Raw genomic sequence first — 20521 nt, 5'->3', positions numbered from 1 at the left:
TTCACATAATAGTTTCATCATTTAATTTATCTATATTCTACTTAAGATCCTTAGTCCCATATTTAAGATGATACAGTGCTTCCAATACCTCAAAAATATACGTAATAGAAAACTTACCAATCAAAGACTGGTGATCTGTTCCTACTTGTAAAATCATATCTACTGAATTACTATATACAAACTCATCTAATTGCGTTATTACAATTTTATAAGCTGGAGATTTAGAAATCGCACGCATCACATCAGGATGATCGATCATAAAACCACCAGCAATACTCGATACAATAATCACATCATTTTTCGTTAACTGTTCAATTACTAAAAGCTGCTGCGATAAAGGATACATCCCGCTACATTCTTTTCCTAAATAAGAAAGTTCGATCTGTAGCTGCATGGAAACAGACTGCGTAAAAAAATTGCCTGCGAAACAAATTTTATTAGCACTATGGATCTTATCAACAATAAACTCTAGATCTTCATAATCGATATTATCGTAAGTTGCTCGTAAATTATCAATGATATTTTCAAAGTGTGCTTTAAATACTTCTTTACCTTTATGTAAATATTTCCGCTGCGGTAATTGATGATCAAACTGCAGTCTTAGAGCATCACGATTAAAATAATTAAGATTCATTGTAATATCCAATTTAAAATCAGCAAAAGATTCATAGTTAAGTTTTCGACATAATCTAGAAATCGTCGCTGTTGAAACAAAACAAAAATCAGCAACATCAGTTATCGTACTTTGAGGAATCAAATAAATATTCCGTAAGATCATCCTTGCGGCATTTGCATAAACGTCATTAATATTAGCTGTATTAATAAAATTAACTAAATTATAAAAAGCACTTCGCATCACTTATCCTCCCTTATGAATCACTGTAATTTGACCATCATTCAAACATAAACAATTTAATTGTCCAACTGTTCCACAAGCTAAACCACCATCAATTCCAATCTTATTATGATGAACTTCATCAAGCCAGATATTAAAACTATAATCCTTATTTAATAATGCCGTTGGTGTATGTCCAAAAATATAAATTTTAGTCAAATCACCACGTTGTAAATAAAATCCTTCCCTGATCCAAAGCAAAGTATCTAGATCCTGCTTATCTAAAGGACGTTTTACGTCAATTCCTGCATGGACTAAAACATAACTTTGATTATTAACTTCTATTTCTAAATATTCTGGTAAATTGTTTAAATATTCATATAAATTCTTTAAAAATGCACTTCTAACCACCCGATAATCCTCATGTTTTAATTTATCTTTTTGAAGATACTCGCGAATATTCTCCATCGTTGTATTTCCGCCATTAGCAATCCACAATTTAAAGGCTTTTGAAGGATAATCAATATCATCATAATAAACCCCATAATACAATGCCTCTTGCATCATATATTCATGATTTCCTTTAATTAAAATTATATTATCATGTTCTTGAATATAAAATAAGATCTTTAAACTATCTGGTCCTCGATCACATACATCACCAATTATATATAATAAATCAAATTCACTAAATGAGATTTTTTCTAATAATTTAATAAACAAATCATAATAACCATGTAGATCACTTATGACATAAACACGTCTCATTATTTCACCACCCACAAATATAATAACATAAACAAAGCCAAAATTTTTGATTATTTTCTTATCTTATCAGATATAACCACATTTATAACCACATTTTTAGCTCTTTTAACATTTTCCCTAATTATAATTTTGATCATAAACCCATTTGCTTTTTATACATAAAATCTTATCCCTTTATAGCTAGTCAGCTCAATAAGAGTCTTTTATCATAAGCATATCAAAATATTAGCATACTCAAAATCCTTTTTCACGAGATTTATTCCAATTTCAAACTTATCATTTTTACCTAAGATTTATCTTTTTATAAAAATAAACGAAGCATTGCTTCGTTTACTCTTTTCCTAAAGTTGCAACCATTACTGCTTTAATTGTATGCATTCTATTTTCAGCTTCATCAAAAACAACTGAATTAGCACTTCTAAATACTTCATCTTCTACTTCACGAATATCAATACCTTGTTCATATTTTTCTTTTGCCACAGTCGTTTCAAAATCATGGAACGAAGGTAAACAATGCATAAATAAAGTTTTTGGATTACCTGTTTTAGCCATCATCTCTTGTGTTACTTTATATGGTGATAAAAGCTTTACTCGTTTTGGATAAAGCTCTTCGGCTTCCCCCATTGATACCCAAATATCAGTATAGATGACATCAGCATCTTTAACAGCTTCATCAACATTGCTAGTAATTGTTAAACTTCCACCAGATTTAGCTGCCTCTTCCTTGCAATAAGCAACTACTTCAGGATCCATTTTTAATTCATCTGGTCCTAAAGCCACAAAATGCATTCCCATTTTAGCAGCTCCATACATTAAACCATAACAAACATTATTACGGATATCACCTGTAAAGACAAACTTCACTTCATTTAAAGGTTTGTCTAAATGTTCTTCGATCGTTAAAAAGTCTGCCAATGTTTGGGTTGGATGATCAACATCTGTTAAGCCATTCCATACTGGTACGCCAGAATAATCACGCAATGCTTCTACAGTACTTTGTTCAAAACCTCTAAATTCAATTCCATCATACATTCTTCCTAATACTTTAGCTGTATCTTCAATTGATTCTTTTTTTCCCATTTGTGAGTTAGATAAAAAAGTTACGTGTCCACCTTCATCTAATGCTGCTACTTCAAAAGCACATCTAGTTCTTGTTGATGTTTTTTCAAATAACAAAACAATATTTTTTCCGGCTAGACGATTACCTAAAATTCCTTTTTTCTTGTCTGCTTTTAATTTGTGAGCAAGATCCAGCAAATATCTTATTTCTTCTTTTGAGTAGTCTTTAAGTGTTAAAAAACTTCTTCCGTGTAGATTCATTTCTAATTCCCCCTTTATTCTATAGATTTTAACAAAAACAAAAGCAATAATCAACTAATTGATTACTGCCGGTTTTTCTTCCTTTTCAAACATTTCTTTAATATTGTCTTTAGATTGAATTATTAATTCTCGAACTTGTTTTAATGTTTCATCAGTTACTAAAATATCAAACGCTTCTTTAGCTGAATTTGCCTCAACAGCAATCGCTAAATCTAATCGAAATAATTTCTTTTCGTCCATGATAAAACCTCCTTCAATTTTTTAATAAGTATTTACTATATTTAGCTATTTGACTAGGATGCATCTCTATTTTTAAATAAATACTATCTTCTAAATACTGAAATTCTAGCACTAAACTATGTTGATGTAAATACTTAAATACTTCACCATCTTGATAAGGAATATTTAAATCATAAATTGCATAATCTTTAAAAAGGATACTGCTGATAACTGTTTCTAACTGATCTAATCCAATTCTCTCCTTAGCCGAAATAAACACATATGGTTCTATCGGTACAATAAAACCATATTTATTTAAATCAACTTTATTATATGCATAAATCATCGGGGTATCCTTTACTCCCAATTCATTCAATACTTGATTAGTCGTTTCAATATAAGCTTCATAATTAGGATTTGAAGTATCAACTACATGTATCAATAAATCAGCCTCAACAACTTCTTCAAGCGTTGAACGAAAAGCCTGAATCAAATGATGAGGTAAACGATCGATAAAACCAACTGTATCTGTAAGTAAACAGGCATGTTTATTTATTAACACATTACGAGTAGCTGTCTGCAAGGTTGCAAATAACATGTCCTTTTGCAATACCTGCTTGTTTTTATTAAGACAAAAAGCATTCATCAAGGTACTTTTGCCACTATTAGTATATCCAACTAAAGCAATAACTTTCATCTCATTATTCTTACGTCTTTTTCGTTGATTCTGACGCTGTTTAACAATTTTTGCTAATTGTCTTTTAGCCTGCGCTATTTGATTAGAAATAAGTCTTCGATCTAATTCTAACTGCTTTTCACCACTACCGCGAAACCCCGAACCACCTTGTTGACTATACAGATGTTCTTTCATCCCAGCTAATCGTGGTAATAAGTATTGTCCTTTAGCTATTTCTACTTGTAGCTTAGATTCTTTGCTTTTAGCTCTTACTTCAAAGATTCGCAAAATCAAATCTGTACGATCAGTTACCTCAACATCTAAAATATCTGTTAAATTTTTTACTTGTAAAGGTGATAATTCTTCATTAAAAATAACAATATCGATACCATCTAACTGTGCTTTGATTTCTTGTACTTTTCCTGTTCCAATATACAATGATGGATTGATCCTATCTAAATTCTGAATACATCTTTTAACTACCTGAATATTACACGCTTTACATAATTCTTCTAATTCAATCAATGAATTATCCAAATCATAATTCATTTCTTTATATTTAACACCTACAATTAAGGCACCCATTTTTTCACCTCATCTAATTTTACCCTATCTTATTCAATATTACTAGAAGGAAAATGTTGAAAATGAAATTTGTTGTTTATTAAAAATCAATAGTATTTAAATAATAATAGAAATGGAGGAAGACATGAAAAAGTTAAATTATTATTTTACTTTAGTTTTAGTCGCATTTATTACTTTATTTTCCTTTTTTAATATGTTTCAAATTGTTTCTCTTTCTAATAATGTGATTAAAATAGTTATTAATAATCTCCTTCCCTCGCTTTTACCTTTTATGATTTTAATATCACTATGCTTATCACTTGGTCTACTAAATTTATTTAGTTATTTAATTCAATGGATATTCAAACCATTATTTAAATTATCACCGATCATGTCTTCAATATACTTTATTTCTTTCTTTTGCGGTTACCCGACAAATGTTAAAATGATCAAAGAAGCTTATGAACTAAACTACATTAATCAAAATGAATTACAGCATCTACTCTCCATTGCCTCTTTTGCATCAATTTCTTTTATCTTTGTATCATTAAATTTAGAAAATCCCGCAATTATTTATTTTTGCCATTTACTTCCTAGTATTATTAAAGCCCTATTTTATCATCAACATTATCAGTTCCAAACTCTTCAAGAATCACTTACTAAATTAAAACAACCCCATTTGAACTTTGTTGAAGCCTTAAAGCAAAGTATTCTTAGCTCCTGTTATGCTTTTATTTTTATTTTAGGTTACATGTTAGTTTTTCAATTTATTGGTTATGCTTTATCACATATTATTAAAGACAGTTTTATAAACGCTATTATTCAAGGTATTCTTGAATTTAGTTCTGGCAGTTTACAGTTATTAGAATTTAAGCATACACCGCTTGTTTATAGTTTAATATGTTTTAATTTATCTTTTAGTGGCATTAGTGTAATGATGCAAACAGATAATTTATTGTATGGCATCGAATATAGTTTTAAAGAATATTTTATTGCCCGTTTATATCATGGTATTTTTTCATTTATGATCTGTTTAGTTTTATATACATTTATTTTATGATATTTATTGATTTAGTCTTATTAAGAATAATTATCATTAGTGTTGACTGTTTTAAAATAATATAATATTATAATAGTAATCATTACTATTATAAAAAGGAGTAAGCATATGACAAAAACCAGATATTCAAAACAACGGGAACTTATATATGAAAATCTAAAAGCCAGATGTGATCATCCGACTGCCGAAACAATTTATACAGAATTAAAAAAAGATAATCCTGGTTTAAGTTTAGGAACAGTGTATCGTAATTTGAATTTTTTAGCGGAAGCTAAATTAATAAGGAAATTGGATGTGGGTCAAACTACTGTACACTTTGATGCTGATCTTTCAGCGCACCATCATTTTATTTGTAAAGAATGTCAACAAGTATTTGATATTATTTATGATGATGAACGTATTAGTAATGATGTACAAAAGGAAACTGAACATCAAATTGAAAAAATCGACCTTGTTTTCAGTGGAACTTGTAAAAATTGTTTAAAAACTAAAAATTAAAAGACTTATGGAGGAAAACAAATTATGACACTTAAAGGAACAAAAACAGCAAACAACTTAATGCATGCTTTTGCTGGCGAAAGTCAAGCACGCAATCGTTACACTTATTATGCATCAATCGCTAAAAAAGAAGGATACGTACAAATTCAAAATATTTTCTTAGAAACTGCTAACCAGGAAAAAGAACATGCCAAAAGATTAATGAAATTAATGAATAAAGATTTTGCTGGTGAAAGTTTATATACAGATGGCAGCTTCCCTGTATTACTTGGAAATACTGCTGAAAATTTAAAAGCTGCGGCAGCTGGTGAAAATGAAGAATACACTGAAATGTATCCAAGCTTTGCTAAAACAGCACGTGAAGAAGGATTTGAAGATATTGCAGCTATTTTAGACAGCATCGCAATTGCTGAAAAACATCATGAAGAAAGATATTTAAAATTATTGGCAGCTTTAGAAAATGGTACAACATTTAAAAGAGAAACACCTGTAGTTTGGAAATGTAATAACTGCGGATTTGTTTATGAAGGTTTAGAAGCACCTGAAAGATGTCCAGCATGTGATCATCCTCAAGCTCATTTTGAAGTAAATACTTTCTTTTTAGGATAAAAGCCTTGCTATCAAGGCTTTTTATTTTGAAAAATATAATTCGATACTAAATTCAATTATTTCTAGTAATTCCTTGATTTTATTCATTGCTATCACCTCGTATTTTTAGCATACACCTGTAATAAATGAAAAACCATCGAAGTAAATTACATAATCTTACAATTTTGTCATTTATCATGTTATAATGTCCAAATGGAGGTGTATGAATGAAATTAATATTTGTCTGGTTGATCAATAACATCATCATCCTGCCTTTTAAAATAATAAATGCCATCATTAAAGTTATTTATCACATTATTAAAAATATTTATTTTAATAATTTTGATCTTGAATATATCAATAATCTTGATGGCTACCAATTCGAATCTTTTACTAAACTACTATTAGAAAAAAATAGTTTTAAAAATGTATCAATATCAAAAAGCAGCAATGATTATGGTATTGATGTCATTGCTACAAAAAATAATTATACTTATGCAATTCAATGCAAACGTTATAATAAACCTGTTGGAATCAAGGCTATCCAGGAAGCTATAAGCGGCTGTACATATTATAATTGTGATATTCCCGTAGTTTTTACTAATAACACATTTTCTAAAGCAGCCATAAATCTCGCTAAAAATAATGAAGTAGAGCTATGGGATCATGAAACGTTATGTTATTTTTTGAAAAAATCTAAATTACTAACTAAATCATTACCATTCTATTATCCTCTTATTTCATTATTGATAACCCTTTTATTGTTTTATGGAACAATAAAAAAAGAATCTTTTTTGATTCCTTTACTAATTAGTTTATTTTTCTTTATTAGCATTATCATTAAAATTATCAAAGATAAAACAAAGGCTTCGTTAAAAACAAAGCCTAAATATCTCATCCATGATTACCACGATACTATAGATTAGTATCGTTTATTATTTGCTTTTGTTTATACTTATAAAAAAGTAAACAAAATAGTGCCAGCATAATAACAATTACAACGATCAAGATAAAACAGTGCATAAAAAACGTTTCGGGTAAAATCTTAATTACCGGATCGCTTCGATAATCAAATATCCAAAAATCATTTCTAAATACTATTTTATGAAATATGACAAAAGCACGATCAAAATCTAATGCTACCACAAATCCTAACATCGCCGGAATGATGATCGTCAACATCCCTGTCAATTTAAAAAAGCGATACTCTTTTTCCTTTAAACGCCTAATCATCATCAAAATAGCTATTGAGCCACTGATAATCATTGTAATTTGAATCACTTCAAAAATAACTTTAACTTCTTGAAAATGAATTTTTCCACTAGCTGACATCGTAAAATCAGGTAAGCTTAAAGCCCCCTGATAAAAAATAGACTGGTAATTGATCAAAATATCATAATTTTCTTTGATCACCTTTTCACTCATACCACTGAGAGTATCAATATGCAAATAATCAATATCAAAATAATATAACTGTTTAAAAAAGACTGTAAAGACTATTGCTAATGTAATAATAAAAAGCATTAACATGATTGATAAAAAAATATCTTTTTTACTATAACTCATATAAAAAGTCTTCTCCCTTTTGAACCTCTACTTTAGAAAGATCGGGATAATTTTGCTGTCTTAAAACTTCATATATACAAATAGCCGCACAATTTGATAAATTCAAACTTCTAACTTTATCACTCATTGGGATTCTTAAACAACGCTCTAAATGCTTAGTCAAGATTTCCTTAGGGATTCCATCATGTTCATGACCAAAAAATAAGTAGTGCTCTTTGCTGTTATCACTAAAGTCCTGATCAGTGAAACATATATTTGAATAACGGGTAAAAAAATGATATTCACCAGGGTTATTTTGTTCAAACTCTTCATAACTGTCATAAACATGTAGATCTAGATCTTTAACATAATCCAAACCAGCCCGTTTCATTTTTTTATCATCTAAATCAAAGCTCATTGGTTTAATGATATGAAGACTAGTGTTTGTAGCAACACAAGTTCGCATGATATTTCCCGTATTTTGAGGAATTGCGGGATGTACTAAAACAATATGATTCATTATAATATCTCCTTTAAAATTGTATATAACTTTTTTAAAGCTTTTGCACGATGTGAGTGTTTATTTTTTTCTTCCATTGACATCATCGCAGAAGTCATCTTACAAGGAGGGAAATAGAAAATTGGGTCATAACCAAAACCATTTTCACCTTCTATTTTATCATTGATCATTCCTTCCATTGTCTCTTCGATTAAAATCGGTTCTTGACCAGGAATCACTAAAGCCATTGCACAAACAAAACGAGCTTTACGATCTTTATCTTTAACAGCATCGATAATATATTGATTTTTTATCTCGTAACTAGTATCGGCACCTAAAAAACGAGCTGAATATATTCCCGGCTGTTTATCTAAAGCATCAACTTCTAAACCACTGTCATCAGCTAAGACTGGTTTATTTACGATCTTGGCAATCGTACTCGCTTTGATCAAGGCATTTTCTTTAAAAGTTGTGCCATTTTCTTCAATTTCAATATCATCATCTAAAACATCATTCATTGCTAATACTTCAATATCGATATCTTTCAACATTGCTCTAATTTCTTTGATTTTTCCTTGATTTGTTGAAGCAACGATTAACTCTTTCATTCTTTTACCTCGATTCCTAAAACTTCTTTAACTTTGTTGATTGGCATATCCTGCCCCGTCCAAATTTTAAAAGACTCCGCACCCTGATACAATAACATCAATTCTCCATTCATTATTTCACAGCCTTTATTCTTAGCCATTTGCAGCATTTTTGTAACTGCTGGCTGATATATAATATCAGCTACTTTTAAACTGGGAACAAAATATGATTCATCAGGAACAACTGATCGATCAAGCATCGGTTCCATTCCTACTCCGGTAGTATTAATAAACAAATAGCTATCATGCATATCTTGTTTTAAGGCATTTAAATCACTTAATGATTTAAATGTAATCTTACAATTAGTTTCTTCGATCGTATTATTGATGATTTCTATAAATTCAGGCCGTTGACTACGATTATAAATAACGATCTCTTTTGCTCCATCCATAGCCATTTGAACCATGATCGCAGTAGCAGCGCCACCAGCTCCAACCATTGTAATTTTGTTATTTTTAATTGACCAGTTTTGTTCTTCCAAGCTTTTAATAAAGCCAACACCATCAGTAATAGTACCGTAATATTTATCATCTTCTAATTTAATTGTATTAACAGCATTACATAATCTCGATACTGTTGAAATATTATCTAAATAAGGAATGATCGTCTGCTTATGTGGCATCGAGACATTCGCCCCTTTTACTTTTAAAGCTTTTAAACCTTTAACAGCTGCTTCGAGCACTTCACTTTTAATATCGAACGCTAAATAAACGCTATCAATATTTAATTCTTTAAAAGCGCAATTATGCATCGCTGGTGATTTAGAATGATGAGCTGGACTCGCAATAAAAGCATATAAACTAGTTGTTGCACTTATTTTTGATTTCATGGTATTCCTCCGTATTTTGTGGTTATTATAGCATATCTGTAACTAAGTTTGCAGTTTTAGAAAAAAATATATCTTATTTTTCTTATCTATTATAATATAAATTATCAGAAAGGGGAAATTAATATATGTCTAATTATGAATTGATTGCTTTGGATATGGATGGCACATTACTAAATAGTCAAAAAAAGATTTCAAAACAAACTATCACAGCAATAAAAAAAGCAACAGCCTTAAATAAGTATGTTGTTTTATCAACAGGAAGAGGTTTAGCTGAATTAAAAGATTATGAAAATGAAATTTGTGATATCCAATATGGGGTTTTAGAAAGTGGCGCTTTAGTCTATGATTTAAAAAATAGAAAAATAATTCACCAGGAATATATACCATTTAATATAGTTGATAAAATAATGGCGATAGCTAATCAAAGTGATATAATGGTTCATCTTTTTAATAATGGTTCTTCTATTGTTTCTAAAAAGAATCTTAATGAAATGGCAAAATATCAGATGGAAATATATCAGCCAATGTTTCAACGAGTTACTACAACTGTCGACGATATTTATAGCTTTTCTAAAGATAAAATGATTGAAAAAATCAATCTTTATCACCCAAACGAAGAAGCACGCAAAAAAAGTTATCAATTATTAAAAGATCTGCCACTTACATTTGCATTAGCTGAAACAACATCTTTAGAAATCTCACCTTTAAATGTTACTAAAGCAAGTGGATTAATTAAATTATGTAATTATTTAGATCTTAAATTAGATGAAACTATTGCTGTAGGTGATGCTAATAATGATTATGATGTTTTAAAAGCAGCAGGCTTAGCAGTTGCAATGCAAAATGCCAATGATAATATTAAAGAAATTTGTGATGTTATTGTAAATGATAATGATCATGATGGCTGTAAAGAAGTAATTGAAAACTATTTGATTCGATAAAAGGTTTTTACTAAGATCAGTAAAAACCTTTTTAACATTATAAATAATATTGTTGATAATAGTGGACTCTAAGCAGATCACAAATCGTCATGATCTGATAATTAAAATCAATTCCATCAAACTTACCTGGAACCTGGATTACATAATCTGCAATTTTATGTTTTCCAAAAGCATAATTCTTATTTTGAGTTATAAGAATCGATGTTGCTAAATCAACATCTTCTTCTTTTTGAATTTGCATAAAAGAATTCATCGCCCGTCCAGTAGCCGAGATAAAAATTATTACATCTTCTTGATCAAATTTAATATTTTGATCAAAACTATGATATTGAATTACTGGTTTACCAAAACTAACTAAATCAGTTTGAAATTCAACTGCAATCGACATTGGATATAAAGCTCCAATCAAAATAACTCTTTTTGCTTTAAAAATTGCTTCACAAATAATTGAAATATATTCTTTCATAGTTTCATTTGAACATGATTTTTCCATTCCTGCAATTAATTTTTCACTACTTACACCTAACATTCGCGCCCTAATTTGATCCAAACGAATCATATGATCTCTAATCAAACGCGATTTAAACTCCTCATAATTATTAAACCCTAGTAAATCACAAAAACTTAAAACATCTGCTTCACTAATGCCGCTTTTTTCAATCACTTCACTAAAAGTCATATCTTCTAATTCTAAATAATTATAAATAACGAATTTACAAAAACGATAATGCTGATCATATATCAATGCTCCATTTAAATATGTTAATATTCTACTCAATAATAAATTCATAATCTTCCTCCCATTACAGCTCACTTTTTTTAATCACAAAAACTTCCATCGTATTTAAACATATACAATTTAACTGTCCATTTTCAAACGGTCCTAAACCACCATCGATCCCAATCTTATCTTTAAAAACTGGATCATACCAAACATCAAAACAATCACTATTTTGCCGGATATAGCATGTTGGCGTATGACCAAAAATAATAATCTTATCATCCAGTCCTTTGGACATAAAAAAATATTCTCGCATCCAGGCACATTCTTCTTCTGTTTGTTCATATAAACCTTTTTCAGGATTAATTCCTGCATGAATCAAAACATAATCCTGATCATTACAATTAATCTCAATAAAAGACGGACAACTATCTATATATTCAATCATCATTTTATAAAAAGCCGCTTTTAAAACTTTATAATCATATTCATCAAAAGCCTTTTTATGTAAGTATTGATGATAACTTGTACAAGTTTTATTACCACCATTTTGAAACCACATTCTTCTTTGCGAAGAAGCAGGATCATCAACTTTAAAAGCATCACGCATCATAATTTCATGATTTCCTTTAATCAAATGCATATTTTTAAATTTTTGAATATATAAATATATTTTTAAACTGTCAGGTCCCCGGTCACAACAATCACCTAAAATATACAATATATCATCTTGACAAAATTTTATTTTTTTCAACATTTTAATAAATATGTCATAGTGACCATGCAGATCTGAAAGGACATAAATATTTTTAGGCATACAATCACCCCTTCTTATCTTAAGTTTATCATTATTCTTATTTTTTTTAAACTCCATCTTTTTATCTTTTAAGATTAAAAATAATCCAAATTTTAAAACCAAGTTCTTGAAATTTCTAAACACTTTCAAAATAAGATAATTGTAAGACAAACATGGAACAAAGTTGAGACAAAAAAACATATCTACCATGATAAAATATAAGCAGGTAGCTGCCTGCTGTTTTAATGGAAGGAGGAAACGTATGGTTAACATATTCCAGCGGGCTTATATTAAAAATAGTAGAGTTTCCAATTATGGAATACCTAATAATATTATTTCTAATTTTATATCTAATTAAGTCTAAACGGATTTAATTAGAATAATAGCCCGTAAAACAGCGAAAAGGAAGAGTCGCACCTCTTCCTTTTCTTTTAGAATACCTAATTTACAAGTATATTCTACTCAATTATAAAAAAAAATCAAGAAATTTTATCATTTTATTTACCTTATATTCTTACTCCATCAATAATTGATTATCTTACTACTAAAAAATCTCCAGTTAACCTGAAGATTTATTTCTTTGGTTTTATCATCATATATAGCGGGAATCCTAATAATATTCCTCCACCAACAATATTACCTAACGTTGCAATCAACATATGTAAAGGTAATAATGACCAGTCAAAACTTGTTCCTAATCCTGTTATTCCTAATGTAAAATATCCCATATTAGCAATACTATGTTCAAAACCTGGTAAAACAAACGCCATTACAACAATCATCATAATAATTGTTTTAGCTGTATCATCCTGCATCTTCATTCCGACATATGCCCCAACACAGACAATAAAATTACATAAAACACCTTTAATAAATAATTCTAATACATCAAATGTTAACTTACCACTAACAATACTTTCAATATAAGTAATAAATAAATCGTGATTGCTGCCACTTTTAACAAATAAGAAACAGATTAATGCAATCCCAATAAAATTCCCGATATAACAAATGATCCACATAGGAATGATCTGAGTAAATTTTAACTTTTTACCATACACTGGTATCATCGTTGTAAAACAATTTCCAGTAAATAACTCAGATCCTAAAATAACAATGATAACTAGTCCGATTCCAAAAGATGCTGCTACAGCAATCTTAGAAGCAATTAAATTACTTTGAAACAATAATGTTCCTAAAGTAACTGATAAAATTGTTGCTAGCCCTAAATAAAGACCAGCTACTATCGAACGCGCAAAAAAACGTCCTGGTTCATCACGACACATTTCATATTTTTTTATCCCTAAATTTGATAACATTTCAAAACTCATAGAAAAGCCCTCCAAATATATATAATTATAAACCATATTTCCCCTAAATTCAACAAACCATCAAGTCTTAGCTATGCTTTAAAATTATGGGCTTATATATAAAATTAAATATATCTTAATTTTAAACAATTTCCCTGGAAATATTATCTTTTTATCTACCATTTTCTTAAAAAAAACAATTATTCATTGTTAAGAAATAAGATAAAGTGTACAATATAAGCATTGGAGGAGATATAATGAAAGACGGATATATACGTGTAGCTGCAGCTTCATTTGATACAAGCATTGCTAACGTAAAAAATAATAGTTTACAGATTTGTAAATTAATCAATCAGGCTTATGAAAATAGCACTAAAGTTTTAGTATTTCCAGAATTATGTTTAACGGGATATACTTGTGAAGATCTATTTAACCAAGATCGGTTATTAAATGAGGCAAAAAGACAATTAACAATCATTATTGATGAAACAATCAATAAAGATATTATTGTTGTTGTTGGAATGCCTTTTCAGCATATAAACAGTTTATATAATGTAGCTGCAGTTATTCACCAGGGTAAGTTATTAGGATTAGTTCCTAAAACACATGTACCTAATTATCAAGAATTTTATGAAGCTAGACGCTTTGAACCTGCACCGGAGGAAAATACGACAATTATTTTTAATAATCAAAAAATTCCTTTTGGAAAAAACTATATTTTTGCTTCTACAACTAATCCCGAATTTAAATTTGGAGTTGAAATTTGTGAAGATTTGTGGTTACCAAACGCTCCTAGTATTAATTTAGCTTTAAACGGTGCAACTTTAATTTTAAATCCTTCAGCTAGTAATGAAGTTACTAGTAAAAAAGATTATCGCCATTTATTAGTAAATTCTCAATCAGCTCGTTTGATTTGTGGATATGTATATAGTAATGCCGGTAATGGTGAAAGTACGACTGATGTCGTATTTAGCGGTCATCATATTATTAGTGAAAATGGAACGATGATCAAAGAAAGTCATGGTTTTGATAGTGAAATCATTTATGGTGATCTTGATCTAAAAAAACTATCTAGTGAAAGACGCAAAATGACCACATTTAAATCATTAAATACTTATGAAACTATTTACTTTGAATCAACTAATATCGACCTAAATACAACTTATTACTATGATCCTCATCCTTTTGTTCCTAGTGATTTTAGGTTAAGAGAAAAACGTTGTAAAGAAGTATTTGATATTCAAACACGTGGTTTAATGCAAAGATTACAAGCAACTAATATTAAAAAAGCAGTAATTGGAATATCTGGTGGATTAGATTCAACATTGGCTTTGCTTGTTTGTACGATGGCATTTAAAAAGTTGAATTATGATACTAAAAATATTATTGCTATTACGATGCCATGTTTTGGAACAACATCAAGAACTAAAAACAATGCTTTAGGTTTAATGGAAGAATTAAATGTTACTAGCTACGATATCGATATCACTGAATCTGTAAGAGTTCAATTTAAAGATATCAAGCAAGATGAAAATATTCATGATGTGACATATGAAAACGTCCAGGCAAGAACAAGAACTGAGATTCTAATGAATAAAGCTAATCAAGTTGGTGGTTTAGTTATTGGAACCGGTGATTTATCAGAAGTAGCATTGGGGTGGTCTACATATAATGGCGATCATATGAGTATGTATGCTGTCAATGTTTCAGTACCAAAAACTTTAGTTCGTTATTTAGTCGATTATGTTGCTAGTTTATATCACGGTCAAAAATTGGAAACAATTTTAAAAGATGTTTTAGATACGCCAGTTTCTCCTGAGTTATTACCTCAAGAAAATGACAAGATCGTACAAAAAACAGAAGATATCGTTGGTCCTTATGAATTACACGATTTCTTTATTTATCACATGGTTCGTTTTGGTGATGAACCACGTAAGCTATTTAGAAAAACTAAACTTGCATTCAAAGACAAATACAATGATGAAACGATCAAAAAATGGCTTACTAAATTTTACTGGCGCTTCTTTAGTCAACAATTTAAACGCAGCTGTATCCCTGATGGTCCTAAAGTCGGTACTGTTTCTCTATCACCACGTGGTGACTGGCGAATGCCTAGTGATGCTAATGTAAAAGAATGGATCAAAGAAATTGAAGAATTATAATACTAAAAAGGTAGTCGTTTGTTTAACAACTACCTTTTACTAATTTCAATTCTTCCTTATTTTTAGTTACCCATTATCGAGTAAGAACCTCAATTGAAGTTGTTCCTATAAAATAATTTTTACATTTTTTAGGTTGTCTCTTAAATTTCAGCGGTCTTTTTTTAAACCCCTAAAGTTGACCTCAAAATAATTTGACTTTCCCCTAAATTATTTGGTTACCTCATTCAACTCTTAAGTATTATTCTCTTTTTTTCTTCTTTCTCTTATATCATCTCTAACATTTTTATCATATTCTTGAATATTTTTTATTATTTCTATAATTCGTTGTGTTTCCTCATTACTAAATAAATATTCAATAATTTTTGTTGGTACAATATATATTGCAGATATAGTCGTTCCTATAGCTGTAATAAAAGCAACTAAATTTTCTATCTGACTCAAATCTTTAGAAACAATTATTATTAAAACAATGCCAAATATAAGAATTGGTATAAGCAATATCCCTATTGCTCCCCAAAACATTGCATTTCTTTTTTCTTCTTTAAAATCAAGCATATTATCTATATATAAATAATATCTCTCTAAAATTCTTGTATATGACTCATTTCTCTTCTTGATTTCTAATCTATCTACTTTATCTGCTGTAGCGTCATCCGAATAATTTTCTTGTTCTTCTGTATCCTCAAAAATATTTTGCCCTGCATTTGGCACTTCCATTTTATAAAACCTCTAATATTCTTTTCTCTACAGCTCTAGGTGATACAAGAAATTTTTCAGCCAACATACTTTCAATTTCTTCTTTATCTTTTATACCTAATTCTTTCGTCAAATAATCATATTCTTCTCTAAAACGTCTTCTTGGCATTAAAAAAGCTGCGGCAAATCTATTTGCTCGATGTTCTTCAGGATTATTAGATGAAAAATTATTTTCATAATAGTCATAATATGGAACTTGAATATCTTTAAAATAATAATCAAAAATTAAATGTGAAATTTCATGAACAATAGTAAAACGTTAATGCCCTTGTGTATTGTTTTTGTTTACTTTTATTACTTTATCTCTTTTATATCCTTCTAAAGTTAGCATTGAATTTATTGCTAGTGCTCCACCAATGTGATTATCTTCATTATTTTTAAATTTTACTGTTAATAATTGCAATCCCATTTTTTCTGCAACTTTTACAATATTTAAAGGAAATTTATATATATTAAATTTATTCAATAAAATTTCAGCAGCCTCTTCTATTTGATTATCATCCAAATTATGTATATCATATCCTTTGTTCATCAACTCATTTTTTAATCCTGTGATTTCCATACACATCCATATCACTCCTCTCACCTCCCTAGAATGCGTTCGTCCATTCTAGAGTACCACAGTAATAAAGCAAAAAACGTCAGTTGACGTAAAAAACCACCTCGATAGAGTTGTTACAACGTTTCCAGGTGTTTAAAATGAGATATTATGTAAAAATAATTTTTATTGTATATTTAGTTTTTTGTACTGTTTTATCTATTTTCTCATTTTTCTACTCTACTCTTTTTTATAATAACATTCTCTCCAAAAAAGTCAATAAAGTAAAAAAAGTTATTGACATATTATGACAAAAATGTATAACTACTCAGCGATGTAAATCACCTTATTCATTTCAGTTTGAATGAAAAATCATATATTTAGAATTATATCATGAATTATTAATATTCTGTATAAAAAAGAGAATTAGTAACGTTAACTAATTCCCTTTCGTTTATATTTATAATTATTTCTATAATTAGTACATTCCACCAGGCATAGCAGCAGGAGTTTCTGGTTCATCAGACTTAATTTCTGCAACTCCAACTTCTGTAGTGATAAATAATGCTGAAATACTAGCAGCATTCAATAATGCACTACGTGTTACTTTAGTTGGATCAATGATACCTTCTTCAAACATATCAACCCATTTACCAGCTTTAGCATCAAAACCAATGTTTTTAGCAGCATTCTTTTGTCCATCAACGATATCTTCTGAGTTATATCCTGCATTTTCAGCAATTTGACAAATTGGTGCTAACAATGCTTCCATTACAATATTGATACCTTTTTGAACATCTACATTTTCATTTTTTAATACTGGTTTTAATTCATTATAAGCTTCTACTAAAGCAGCTCCACCACCGATAACGATTCCTTCAGCAACTGCAGCTTTGGTAGCATTTAAAGCATCTTCGATTCTTAACTTCTTTTCTTTTAATTCACTTTCTGTAGTAGCTCCTACTTTAATTGTAGCTACGCCATTTGTTAATTTACCAAGACGTTCTTGATATTGTTTTTTATCATAATCACTAGTTGTATTAGCAATTCTTGTTTTGATTTCTTCGATACGTTCTTTCAATTCATCGCTAGCATCATTACCACTGATCATTGTTGTATTATCTTTAGTAACAATTACTTTTTTGATCGTACCTAATTCTTCCAACTTCATTTCTTCTAATTTCATGTTTAATTCTTTGTTATAGAATTTTGCATTTGTTAACGCAGCAATATCTTGAAGCATTTCTTTTTGATTATCACCAAATCCAGGAGCCTTAGTAGCAACTACATTGAAAGTACCTCTTAGTTTATTTAATACCAATGTTGAAATAACTTCATTTTCAAAATCTTCAGCAATTAATAATAGTGGTTTATTAACTTGAAGTACTTGTTCCAAAACAGGCAAAATTTCTTGAATATTACTAATTTTATGGTTAGTTACTAAAACATAAGGATTTTCCAATTCTACTTGCATCTTTTCACGATCAGAAACCATATATGGAGATACATATCCTTTATCATACTGCATACCTTCGCTGATTTCTAATTCATTATCAAAACCATTACTTTCATCAACGTTTATAATTCCATCACGACCAACTTTATCCATTGCTTCAGCAATTAAATCACCAATTTCTTTGCTACCCGCAGATATTGTCGCAACACTCGCTACGTCATTACTTGTTTCTACTTTACGTGAGTTCTTTAAAATAGTTTTAGCAACTTCTTTACTTGCATATTCAATTCCTTCTCGCATTAATACTGGATTACATCCTTTATCAACTGCTTTGATCCCATTATTGATCATATTACGAGCAAGAATAGTTGCTGTAGTAGTACCATCACCAGCAACATCATTAGTATTATTGGCTACTTCATATACTAATTTAGCACCCATGTTTTCAAATTTATCTTCTAATTCAATTTCTTTAGCAATACTTACACCATCATTAGTAATTAATGGTGAACCATAGCTTTTTTCCAAAACAACATTACGTCCCTTAGGTCCTAAAGTAACACATACAGCATCCCCAAGAATATTAACACCTTTCAACATTGCCTTACGGGCATCACTCGAAAATCTAACTTCTTTACTCATAACTATTACCTCCTAAGCAATATAAGCTAAAATATCTTTTTCACTAATTACAATATAATCTATCTCATCAATCTTAATATCTGTTCCTGAATATTCTTTATAAACTACTTTATCATTTTCTTTAATTTCTGCTTTACATTCAGGTCCTACCGCAACAACAGTTGCTACACTTGGAATTTTTTTAGTTTCGGTTGTTAAAATAATCCCACTTGATGTCTTATTTTCTACTTCTTCTTTTTTTAAAATAACATTATCATGTAATGGCTTAATCATTTTAATCACTCCTTTTTTAGCACTTGCCATTCCTAAGTGCTAAAACCATTATACTCCTTTTTAGCACTTTGTCAACACAAGTGCTAAAATAATTTAAAAATTTTTTATTTATTTAATCTATTATAAAATTATTCAAAATATACTAAATTAAGATCTAAAAATTATAATCAAAATAAGGTACCTTAATATAGGTACCCTAAATTATTAATCTTTTTTTTCTTTCTTTTTCTTACTTCCGTAGAAAACAATAGATGCTGCTGCCAATCCTGCAAGTGGATATAACATATTTATTGTATCTCCAGTAGCGACACTTGCTGTTGTATCACCGGCTTTGACTGAATTACTTGTTTCCAATCCCGCAATTGCTTTTGCTAAAACTTCTTTAGCATTATCAACTTCTGCCTGACTTGCTTCTGGATCATCTAGTACCGCTTTGGCTTCTTCTAAAGCATCTTGCATTACATTCCATGTCTTCGCACTGTAATTTGTGGCATTTAGTCCATTTGCTTTATTAATTAAGTCTTGTAATAGATTCTTATTTGGAATCAATCTTAATGATAATTCTGCTCTTATTAACTCTGCATATGCATTATCGACTGCTTCTTGAGTTGCATCTGGATCATCTAATACTGCTTTGGCATTTGCCATTGGTTCAACCAATTTAGCTACACTTGCTTCTGTATAAACACTCTTATCTAAGCTGTCTAACTTATCATATTGTGTTTGTAATCTTGTCTTATCAGCTCTTAAGATTAAGTTTCCAATTGCTTCTGTTAAGTTATTTAACGCTTCTGTTACATCACTTTCTAATGCATTTTCATCATTCATGACTTCAGTTGCTGCTTCGATTGCTTCTTGCAATGCTGTCCATGAATCA

General features: G+C 29.5%; 24 protein-coding genes. 6 read left to right on the top strand and 18 right to left on the bottom strand.

The annotated features are described in order from the left end of the window. Window positions 1-37: 37 nt before the first annotated feature. The 5 genes from BR82_RS0106740 to hflX form a co-directional block, all read right to left on the bottom strand. The gene (locus BR82_RS0106740) at window positions 38-856 is read right to left on the bottom strand and encodes a MurR/RpiR family transcriptional regulator (RefSeq protein ID WP_027089566.1); all 819 of its coding nucleotides are present in this window, start codon (window positions 854-856) and stop codon (window positions 38-40) included. A gap of 3 nt (window positions 857-859) precedes the next feature. Next, a complete protein-coding gene (locus BR82_RS0106735; RefSeq protein ID WP_051409448.1) occupies window positions 860-1603 on the bottom strand; it encodes a metallophosphoesterase in 744 nt (247 codons plus the stop codon). Window positions 1604-1933: 330 nt separating this feature from the next. After that, window positions 1934-2923, bottom strand: a complete 990-nt coding sequence (gene argF / locus BR82_RS0106730) for an ornithine carbamoyltransferase (protein WP_027089565.1) — start codon at window positions 2921-2923, stop codon at window positions 1934-1936. Between the two features lie 54 nt (window positions 2924-2977). Beyond that, entirely contained in the window at window positions 2978-3163 is a 186-nt protein-coding gene (locus BR82_RS0106725; protein ID WP_024721270.1) for a hypothetical protein, read from the bottom strand. A 13-nt stretch (window positions 3164-3176) separates the two neighbouring features. Continuing rightward, window positions 3177-4403 (bottom strand): GTPase HflX, encoded by a 1227-nt coding sequence (gene hflX / locus BR82_RS0106720; protein WP_027089564.1) that lies wholly within the window; start codon window positions 4401-4403, stop codon window positions 3177-3179. 124 nt (window positions 4404-4527) lie between these two features. Between hflX and BR82_RS0106715 the strand changes: the two genes are divergently transcribed. The 4 genes from BR82_RS0106715 (at window position 4528) to BR82_RS0106700 (ending at window position 7454) form a co-directional block, all read left to right on the top strand. Beyond that, complete coding sequence (locus BR82_RS0106715) at window positions 4528-5442, top strand: nucleoside recognition domain-containing protein (RefSeq protein WP_027089563.1); 915 nt, start codon at window positions 4528-4530, stop codon at window positions 5440-5442. Between the two features lie 108 nt (window positions 5443-5550). Next, on the top strand, window positions 5551-5940 hold the full coding sequence (locus BR82_RS0106710) for a Fur family transcriptional regulator (protein ID WP_024721268.1): 390 nt from the start codon (window positions 5551-5553) through the stop codon (window positions 5938-5940). 24 nt (window positions 5941-5964) lie between these two features. Beyond that, on the top strand, window positions 5965-6549 hold the full coding sequence (gene rbr / locus BR82_RS0106705) for a rubrerythrin (RefSeq protein ID WP_034864345.1): 585 nt from the start codon (window positions 5965-5967) through the stop codon (window positions 6547-6549). Window positions 6550-6755: 206 nt separating this feature from the next. Next, window positions 6756-7454 carry a restriction endonuclease gene (locus tag BR82_RS0106700; RefSeq protein ID WP_027089561.1) on the top strand — a complete coding sequence of 233 codons (699 nt, stop codon included), beginning with the start codon at window positions 6756-6758 and terminating at the stop codon, window positions 7452-7454. Here BR82_RS0106700 and BR82_RS0106695 read toward each other — a convergent pair. Genes BR82_RS0106695 through aroE form a run of 4 tightly spaced genes read right to left on the bottom strand, consistent with a single transcriptional unit; the run spans window position 7444 to window position 10049 of the window. Continuing rightward, window positions 7444-8094 (bottom strand): TIGR01906 family membrane protein, encoded by a 651-nt coding sequence (locus BR82_RS0106695; RefSeq protein ID WP_027089560.1) that lies wholly within the window; start codon window positions 8092-8094, stop codon window positions 7444-7446. The genes BR82_RS0106700 and BR82_RS0106695 overlap by 11 nt on opposite strands. After that, window positions 8084-8593 (bottom strand): tRNA (cytidine(34)-2'-O)-methyltransferase, encoded by a 510-nt coding sequence (locus tag BR82_RS0106690; protein ID WP_027089559.1) that lies wholly within the window; start codon window positions 8591-8593, stop codon window positions 8084-8086. The genes BR82_RS0106695 and BR82_RS0106690 overlap by 11 nt, the downstream gene beginning before the upstream one ends. After that, window positions 8593-9180, bottom strand: coding sequence for an RdgB/HAM1 family non-canonical purine NTP pyrophosphatase (gene rdgB, locus BR82_RS0106685; protein ID WP_027089558.1), 588 nt, complete (start codon window positions 9178-9180; stop codon window positions 8593-8595). The genes BR82_RS0106690 and rdgB overlap by 1 nt, the downstream gene beginning before the upstream one ends. Continuing rightward, window positions 9177-10049 (bottom strand): shikimate dehydrogenase, encoded by an 873-nt coding sequence (aroE, locus tag BR82_RS0106680; RefSeq protein WP_027089557.1) that lies wholly within the window; start codon window positions 10047-10049, stop codon window positions 9177-9179. The genes rdgB and aroE overlap by 4 nt, the downstream gene beginning before the upstream one ends. Before the next feature lie 125 nt (window positions 10050-10174). Between aroE and BR82_RS0106675 the strand changes: the two genes are divergently transcribed. Then, window positions 10175-10990 carry a Cof-type HAD-IIB family hydrolase gene (locus tag BR82_RS0106675; RefSeq protein ID WP_027089556.1) on the top strand — a complete coding sequence of 272 codons (816 nt, stop codon included), beginning with the start codon at window positions 10175-10177 and terminating at the stop codon, window positions 10988-10990. A 37-nt stretch (window positions 10991-11027) separates the two neighbouring features. On the opposite strand, the gene BR82_RS0106670 is transcribed toward BR82_RS0106675, so the two are convergent. The 3 genes from BR82_RS0106670 to BR82_RS0106660 form a co-directional block, all read right to left on the bottom strand. After that, the gene (locus BR82_RS0106670; RefSeq protein WP_027089555.1) at window positions 11028-11780 is read right to left on the bottom strand and encodes a MurR/RpiR family transcriptional regulator; all 753 of its coding nucleotides are present in this window, start codon (window positions 11778-11780) and stop codon (window positions 11028-11030) included. A gap of 13 nt (window positions 11781-11793) precedes the next feature. Then, window positions 11794-12528: a metallophosphoesterase gene (locus BR82_RS0106665; RefSeq protein WP_027089554.1), complete on the bottom strand. Its 735-nt coding sequence runs from the start codon at window positions 12526-12528 to the stop codon at window positions 11794-11796. A gap of 551 nt (window positions 12529-13079) precedes the next feature. Beyond that, entirely contained in the window at window positions 13080-13838 is a 759-nt protein-coding gene (locus BR82_RS0106660; protein WP_027089553.1) for a formate/nitrite transporter family protein, read from the bottom strand. A 236-nt stretch (window positions 13839-14074) separates the two neighbouring features. Here BR82_RS0106660 and BR82_RS0106655 point away from each other — a divergent pair, with 236 nt between their 5' ends. Further along, a complete protein-coding gene (locus BR82_RS0106655; RefSeq protein ID WP_027089552.1) occupies window positions 14075-15979 on the top strand; it encodes an NAD(+) synthase in 1905 nt (634 codons plus the stop codon). A gap of 231 nt (window positions 15980-16210) precedes the next feature. Here the strand turns inward: BR82_RS0106655 and BR82_RS15335 are convergent, their stop codons facing one another. From BR82_RS15335 to BR82_RS15330, 6 genes are all read right to left on the bottom strand, one after another. Next, entirely contained in the window at window positions 16211-16696 is a 486-nt protein-coding gene (locus BR82_RS15335; protein ID WP_051592772.1) for a hypothetical protein, read from the bottom strand. 1 nt (window position 16697) lies between these two features. Then, window positions 16698-16985: an ImmA/IrrE family metallo-endopeptidase gene (locus BR82_RS16785; protein WP_084300738.1), complete on the bottom strand. Its 288-nt coding sequence runs from the start codon at window positions 16983-16985 to the stop codon at window positions 16698-16700. Window positions 16986-16994: 9 nt separating this feature from the next. Then, window positions 16995-17297 carry a hypothetical protein gene (locus tag BR82_RS0106640; protein WP_147590221.1) on the bottom strand — a complete coding sequence of 101 codons (303 nt, stop codon included), beginning with the start codon at window positions 17295-17297 and terminating at the stop codon, window positions 16995-16997. Window positions 17298-17751: 454 nt separating this feature from the next. Beyond that, entirely contained in the window at window positions 17752-19371 is a 1620-nt protein-coding gene (groL, locus tag BR82_RS0106635) for a chaperonin GroEL (RefSeq protein ID WP_027089550.1), read from the bottom strand. Between the two features lie 12 nt (window positions 19372-19383). Then, window positions 19384-19644: a co-chaperone GroES gene (locus BR82_RS0106630; RefSeq protein ID WP_024721253.1), complete on the bottom strand. Its 261-nt coding sequence runs from the start codon at window positions 19642-19644 to the stop codon at window positions 19384-19386. A gap of 204 nt (window positions 19645-19848) precedes the next feature. Then, the coding region (locus tag BR82_RS15330) for an LPXTG cell wall anchor domain-containing protein (RefSeq protein WP_034864342.1) at window positions 19849-20521 on the bottom strand (673 nt) is incomplete at its 5' end.

Source organism: Thomasclavelia saccharogumia DSM 17460 (assembly GCF_000686665.1).
In the GTDB taxonomy this organism is placed as follows: Bacteria; Bacillota_I; Bacilli_A; order Erysipelotrichales; family Coprobacillaceae; genus Thomasclavelia; species Thomasclavelia saccharogumia.
This window is presented reverse-complemented; position numbering and strand designations above follow the sequence as displayed.

Excerpts from the sequence above, each read along its gene's own strand:
- BR82_RS0106670 (WP_027089555.1), bottom strand. The coding sequence starts at position 11,780 with ATGAATTTATTATTGAGTAGAATATTAACATATTTAAATGGAGCATTG.
- BR82_RS0106665 (WP_027089554.1), bottom strand. The coding sequence starts at position 12,528 with ATGCCTAAAAATATTTATGTCCTTTCAGATCTGCATGGTCACTATGAC.
- BR82_RS0106690 (WP_027089559.1), bottom strand. The coding sequence starts at position 8,593 with ATGAATCATATTGTTTTAGTACATCCCGCAATTCCTCAAAATACGGGA.
- hflX (WP_027089564.1), bottom strand. The coding sequence starts at position 4,403 with ATGGGTGCCTTAATTGTAGGTGTTAAATATAAAGAAATGAATTATGAT.
- aroE (WP_027089557.1), bottom strand. The coding sequence starts at position 10,049 with ATGAAATCAAAAATAAGTGCAACAACTAGTTTATATGCTTTTATTGCG.
- rdgB (WP_027089558.1), bottom strand. The coding sequence starts at position 9,180 with ATGAAAGAGTTAATCGTTGCTTCAACAAATCAAGGAAAAATCAAAGAA.
- BR82_RS0106740 (WP_027089566.1), bottom strand. The coding sequence starts at position 856 with ATGCGAAGTGCTTTTTATAATTTAGTTAATTTTATTAATACAGCTAAT.
- BR82_RS0106655 (WP_027089552.1), top strand. The coding sequence starts at position 14,075 with ATGAAAGACGGATATATACGTGTAGCTGCAGCTTCATTTGATACAAGC.
- BR82_RS0106735 (WP_051409448.1), bottom strand. The coding sequence starts at position 1,603 with ATGAGACGTGTTTATGTCATAAGTGATCTACATGGTTATTATGATTTG.
- groL (WP_027089550.1), bottom strand. The coding sequence starts at position 19,371 with ATGAGTAAAGAAGTTAGATTTTCGAGTGATGCCCGTAAGGCAATGTTG.
- BR82_RS0106700 (WP_027089561.1), top strand. The coding sequence starts at position 6,756 with ATGAAATTAATATTTGTCTGGTTGATCAATAACATCATCATCCTGCCT.
- BR82_RS0106725 (WP_024721270.1), bottom strand. The coding sequence starts at position 3,163 with ATGGACGAAAAGAAATTATTTCGATTAGATTTAGCGATTGCTGTTGAG.
- BR82_RS15335 (WP_051592772.1), bottom strand. The coding sequence starts at position 16,696 with ATGGAAGTGCCAAATGCAGGGCAAAATATTTTTGAGGATACAGAAGAA.
- BR82_RS0106630 (WP_024721253.1), bottom strand. The coding sequence starts at position 19,644 with ATGATTAAGCCATTACATGATAATGTTATTTTAAAAAAAGAAGAAGTA.
- BR82_RS0106710 (WP_024721268.1), top strand. The coding sequence starts at position 5,551 with ATGACAAAAACCAGATATTCAAAACAACGGGAACTTATATATGAAAAT.
- BR82_RS0106695 (WP_027089560.1), bottom strand. The coding sequence starts at position 8,094 with ATGAGTTATAGTAAAAAAGATATTTTTTTATCAATCATGTTAATGCTT.
- BR82_RS0106675 (WP_027089556.1), top strand. The coding sequence starts at position 10,175 with ATGTCTAATTATGAATTGATTGCTTTGGATATGGATGGCACATTACTA.
- rbr (WP_034864345.1), top strand. The coding sequence starts at position 5,965 with ATGACACTTAAAGGAACAAAAACAGCAAACAACTTAATGCATGCTTTT.
- BR82_RS0106640 (WP_147590221.1), bottom strand. The coding sequence starts at position 17,297 with ATGGAAATCACAGGATTAAAAAATGAGTTGATGAACAAAGGATATGAT.
- argF (WP_027089565.1), bottom strand. The coding sequence starts at position 2,923 with ATGAATCTACACGGAAGAAGTTTTTTAACACTTAAAGACTACTCAAAA.
- BR82_RS0106715 (WP_027089563.1), top strand. The coding sequence starts at position 4,528 with ATGAAAAAGTTAAATTATTATTTTACTTTAGTTTTAGTCGCATTTATT.
- BR82_RS0106660 (WP_027089553.1), bottom strand. The coding sequence starts at position 13,838 with ATGAGTTTTGAAATGTTATCAAATTTAGGGATAAAAAAATATGAAATG.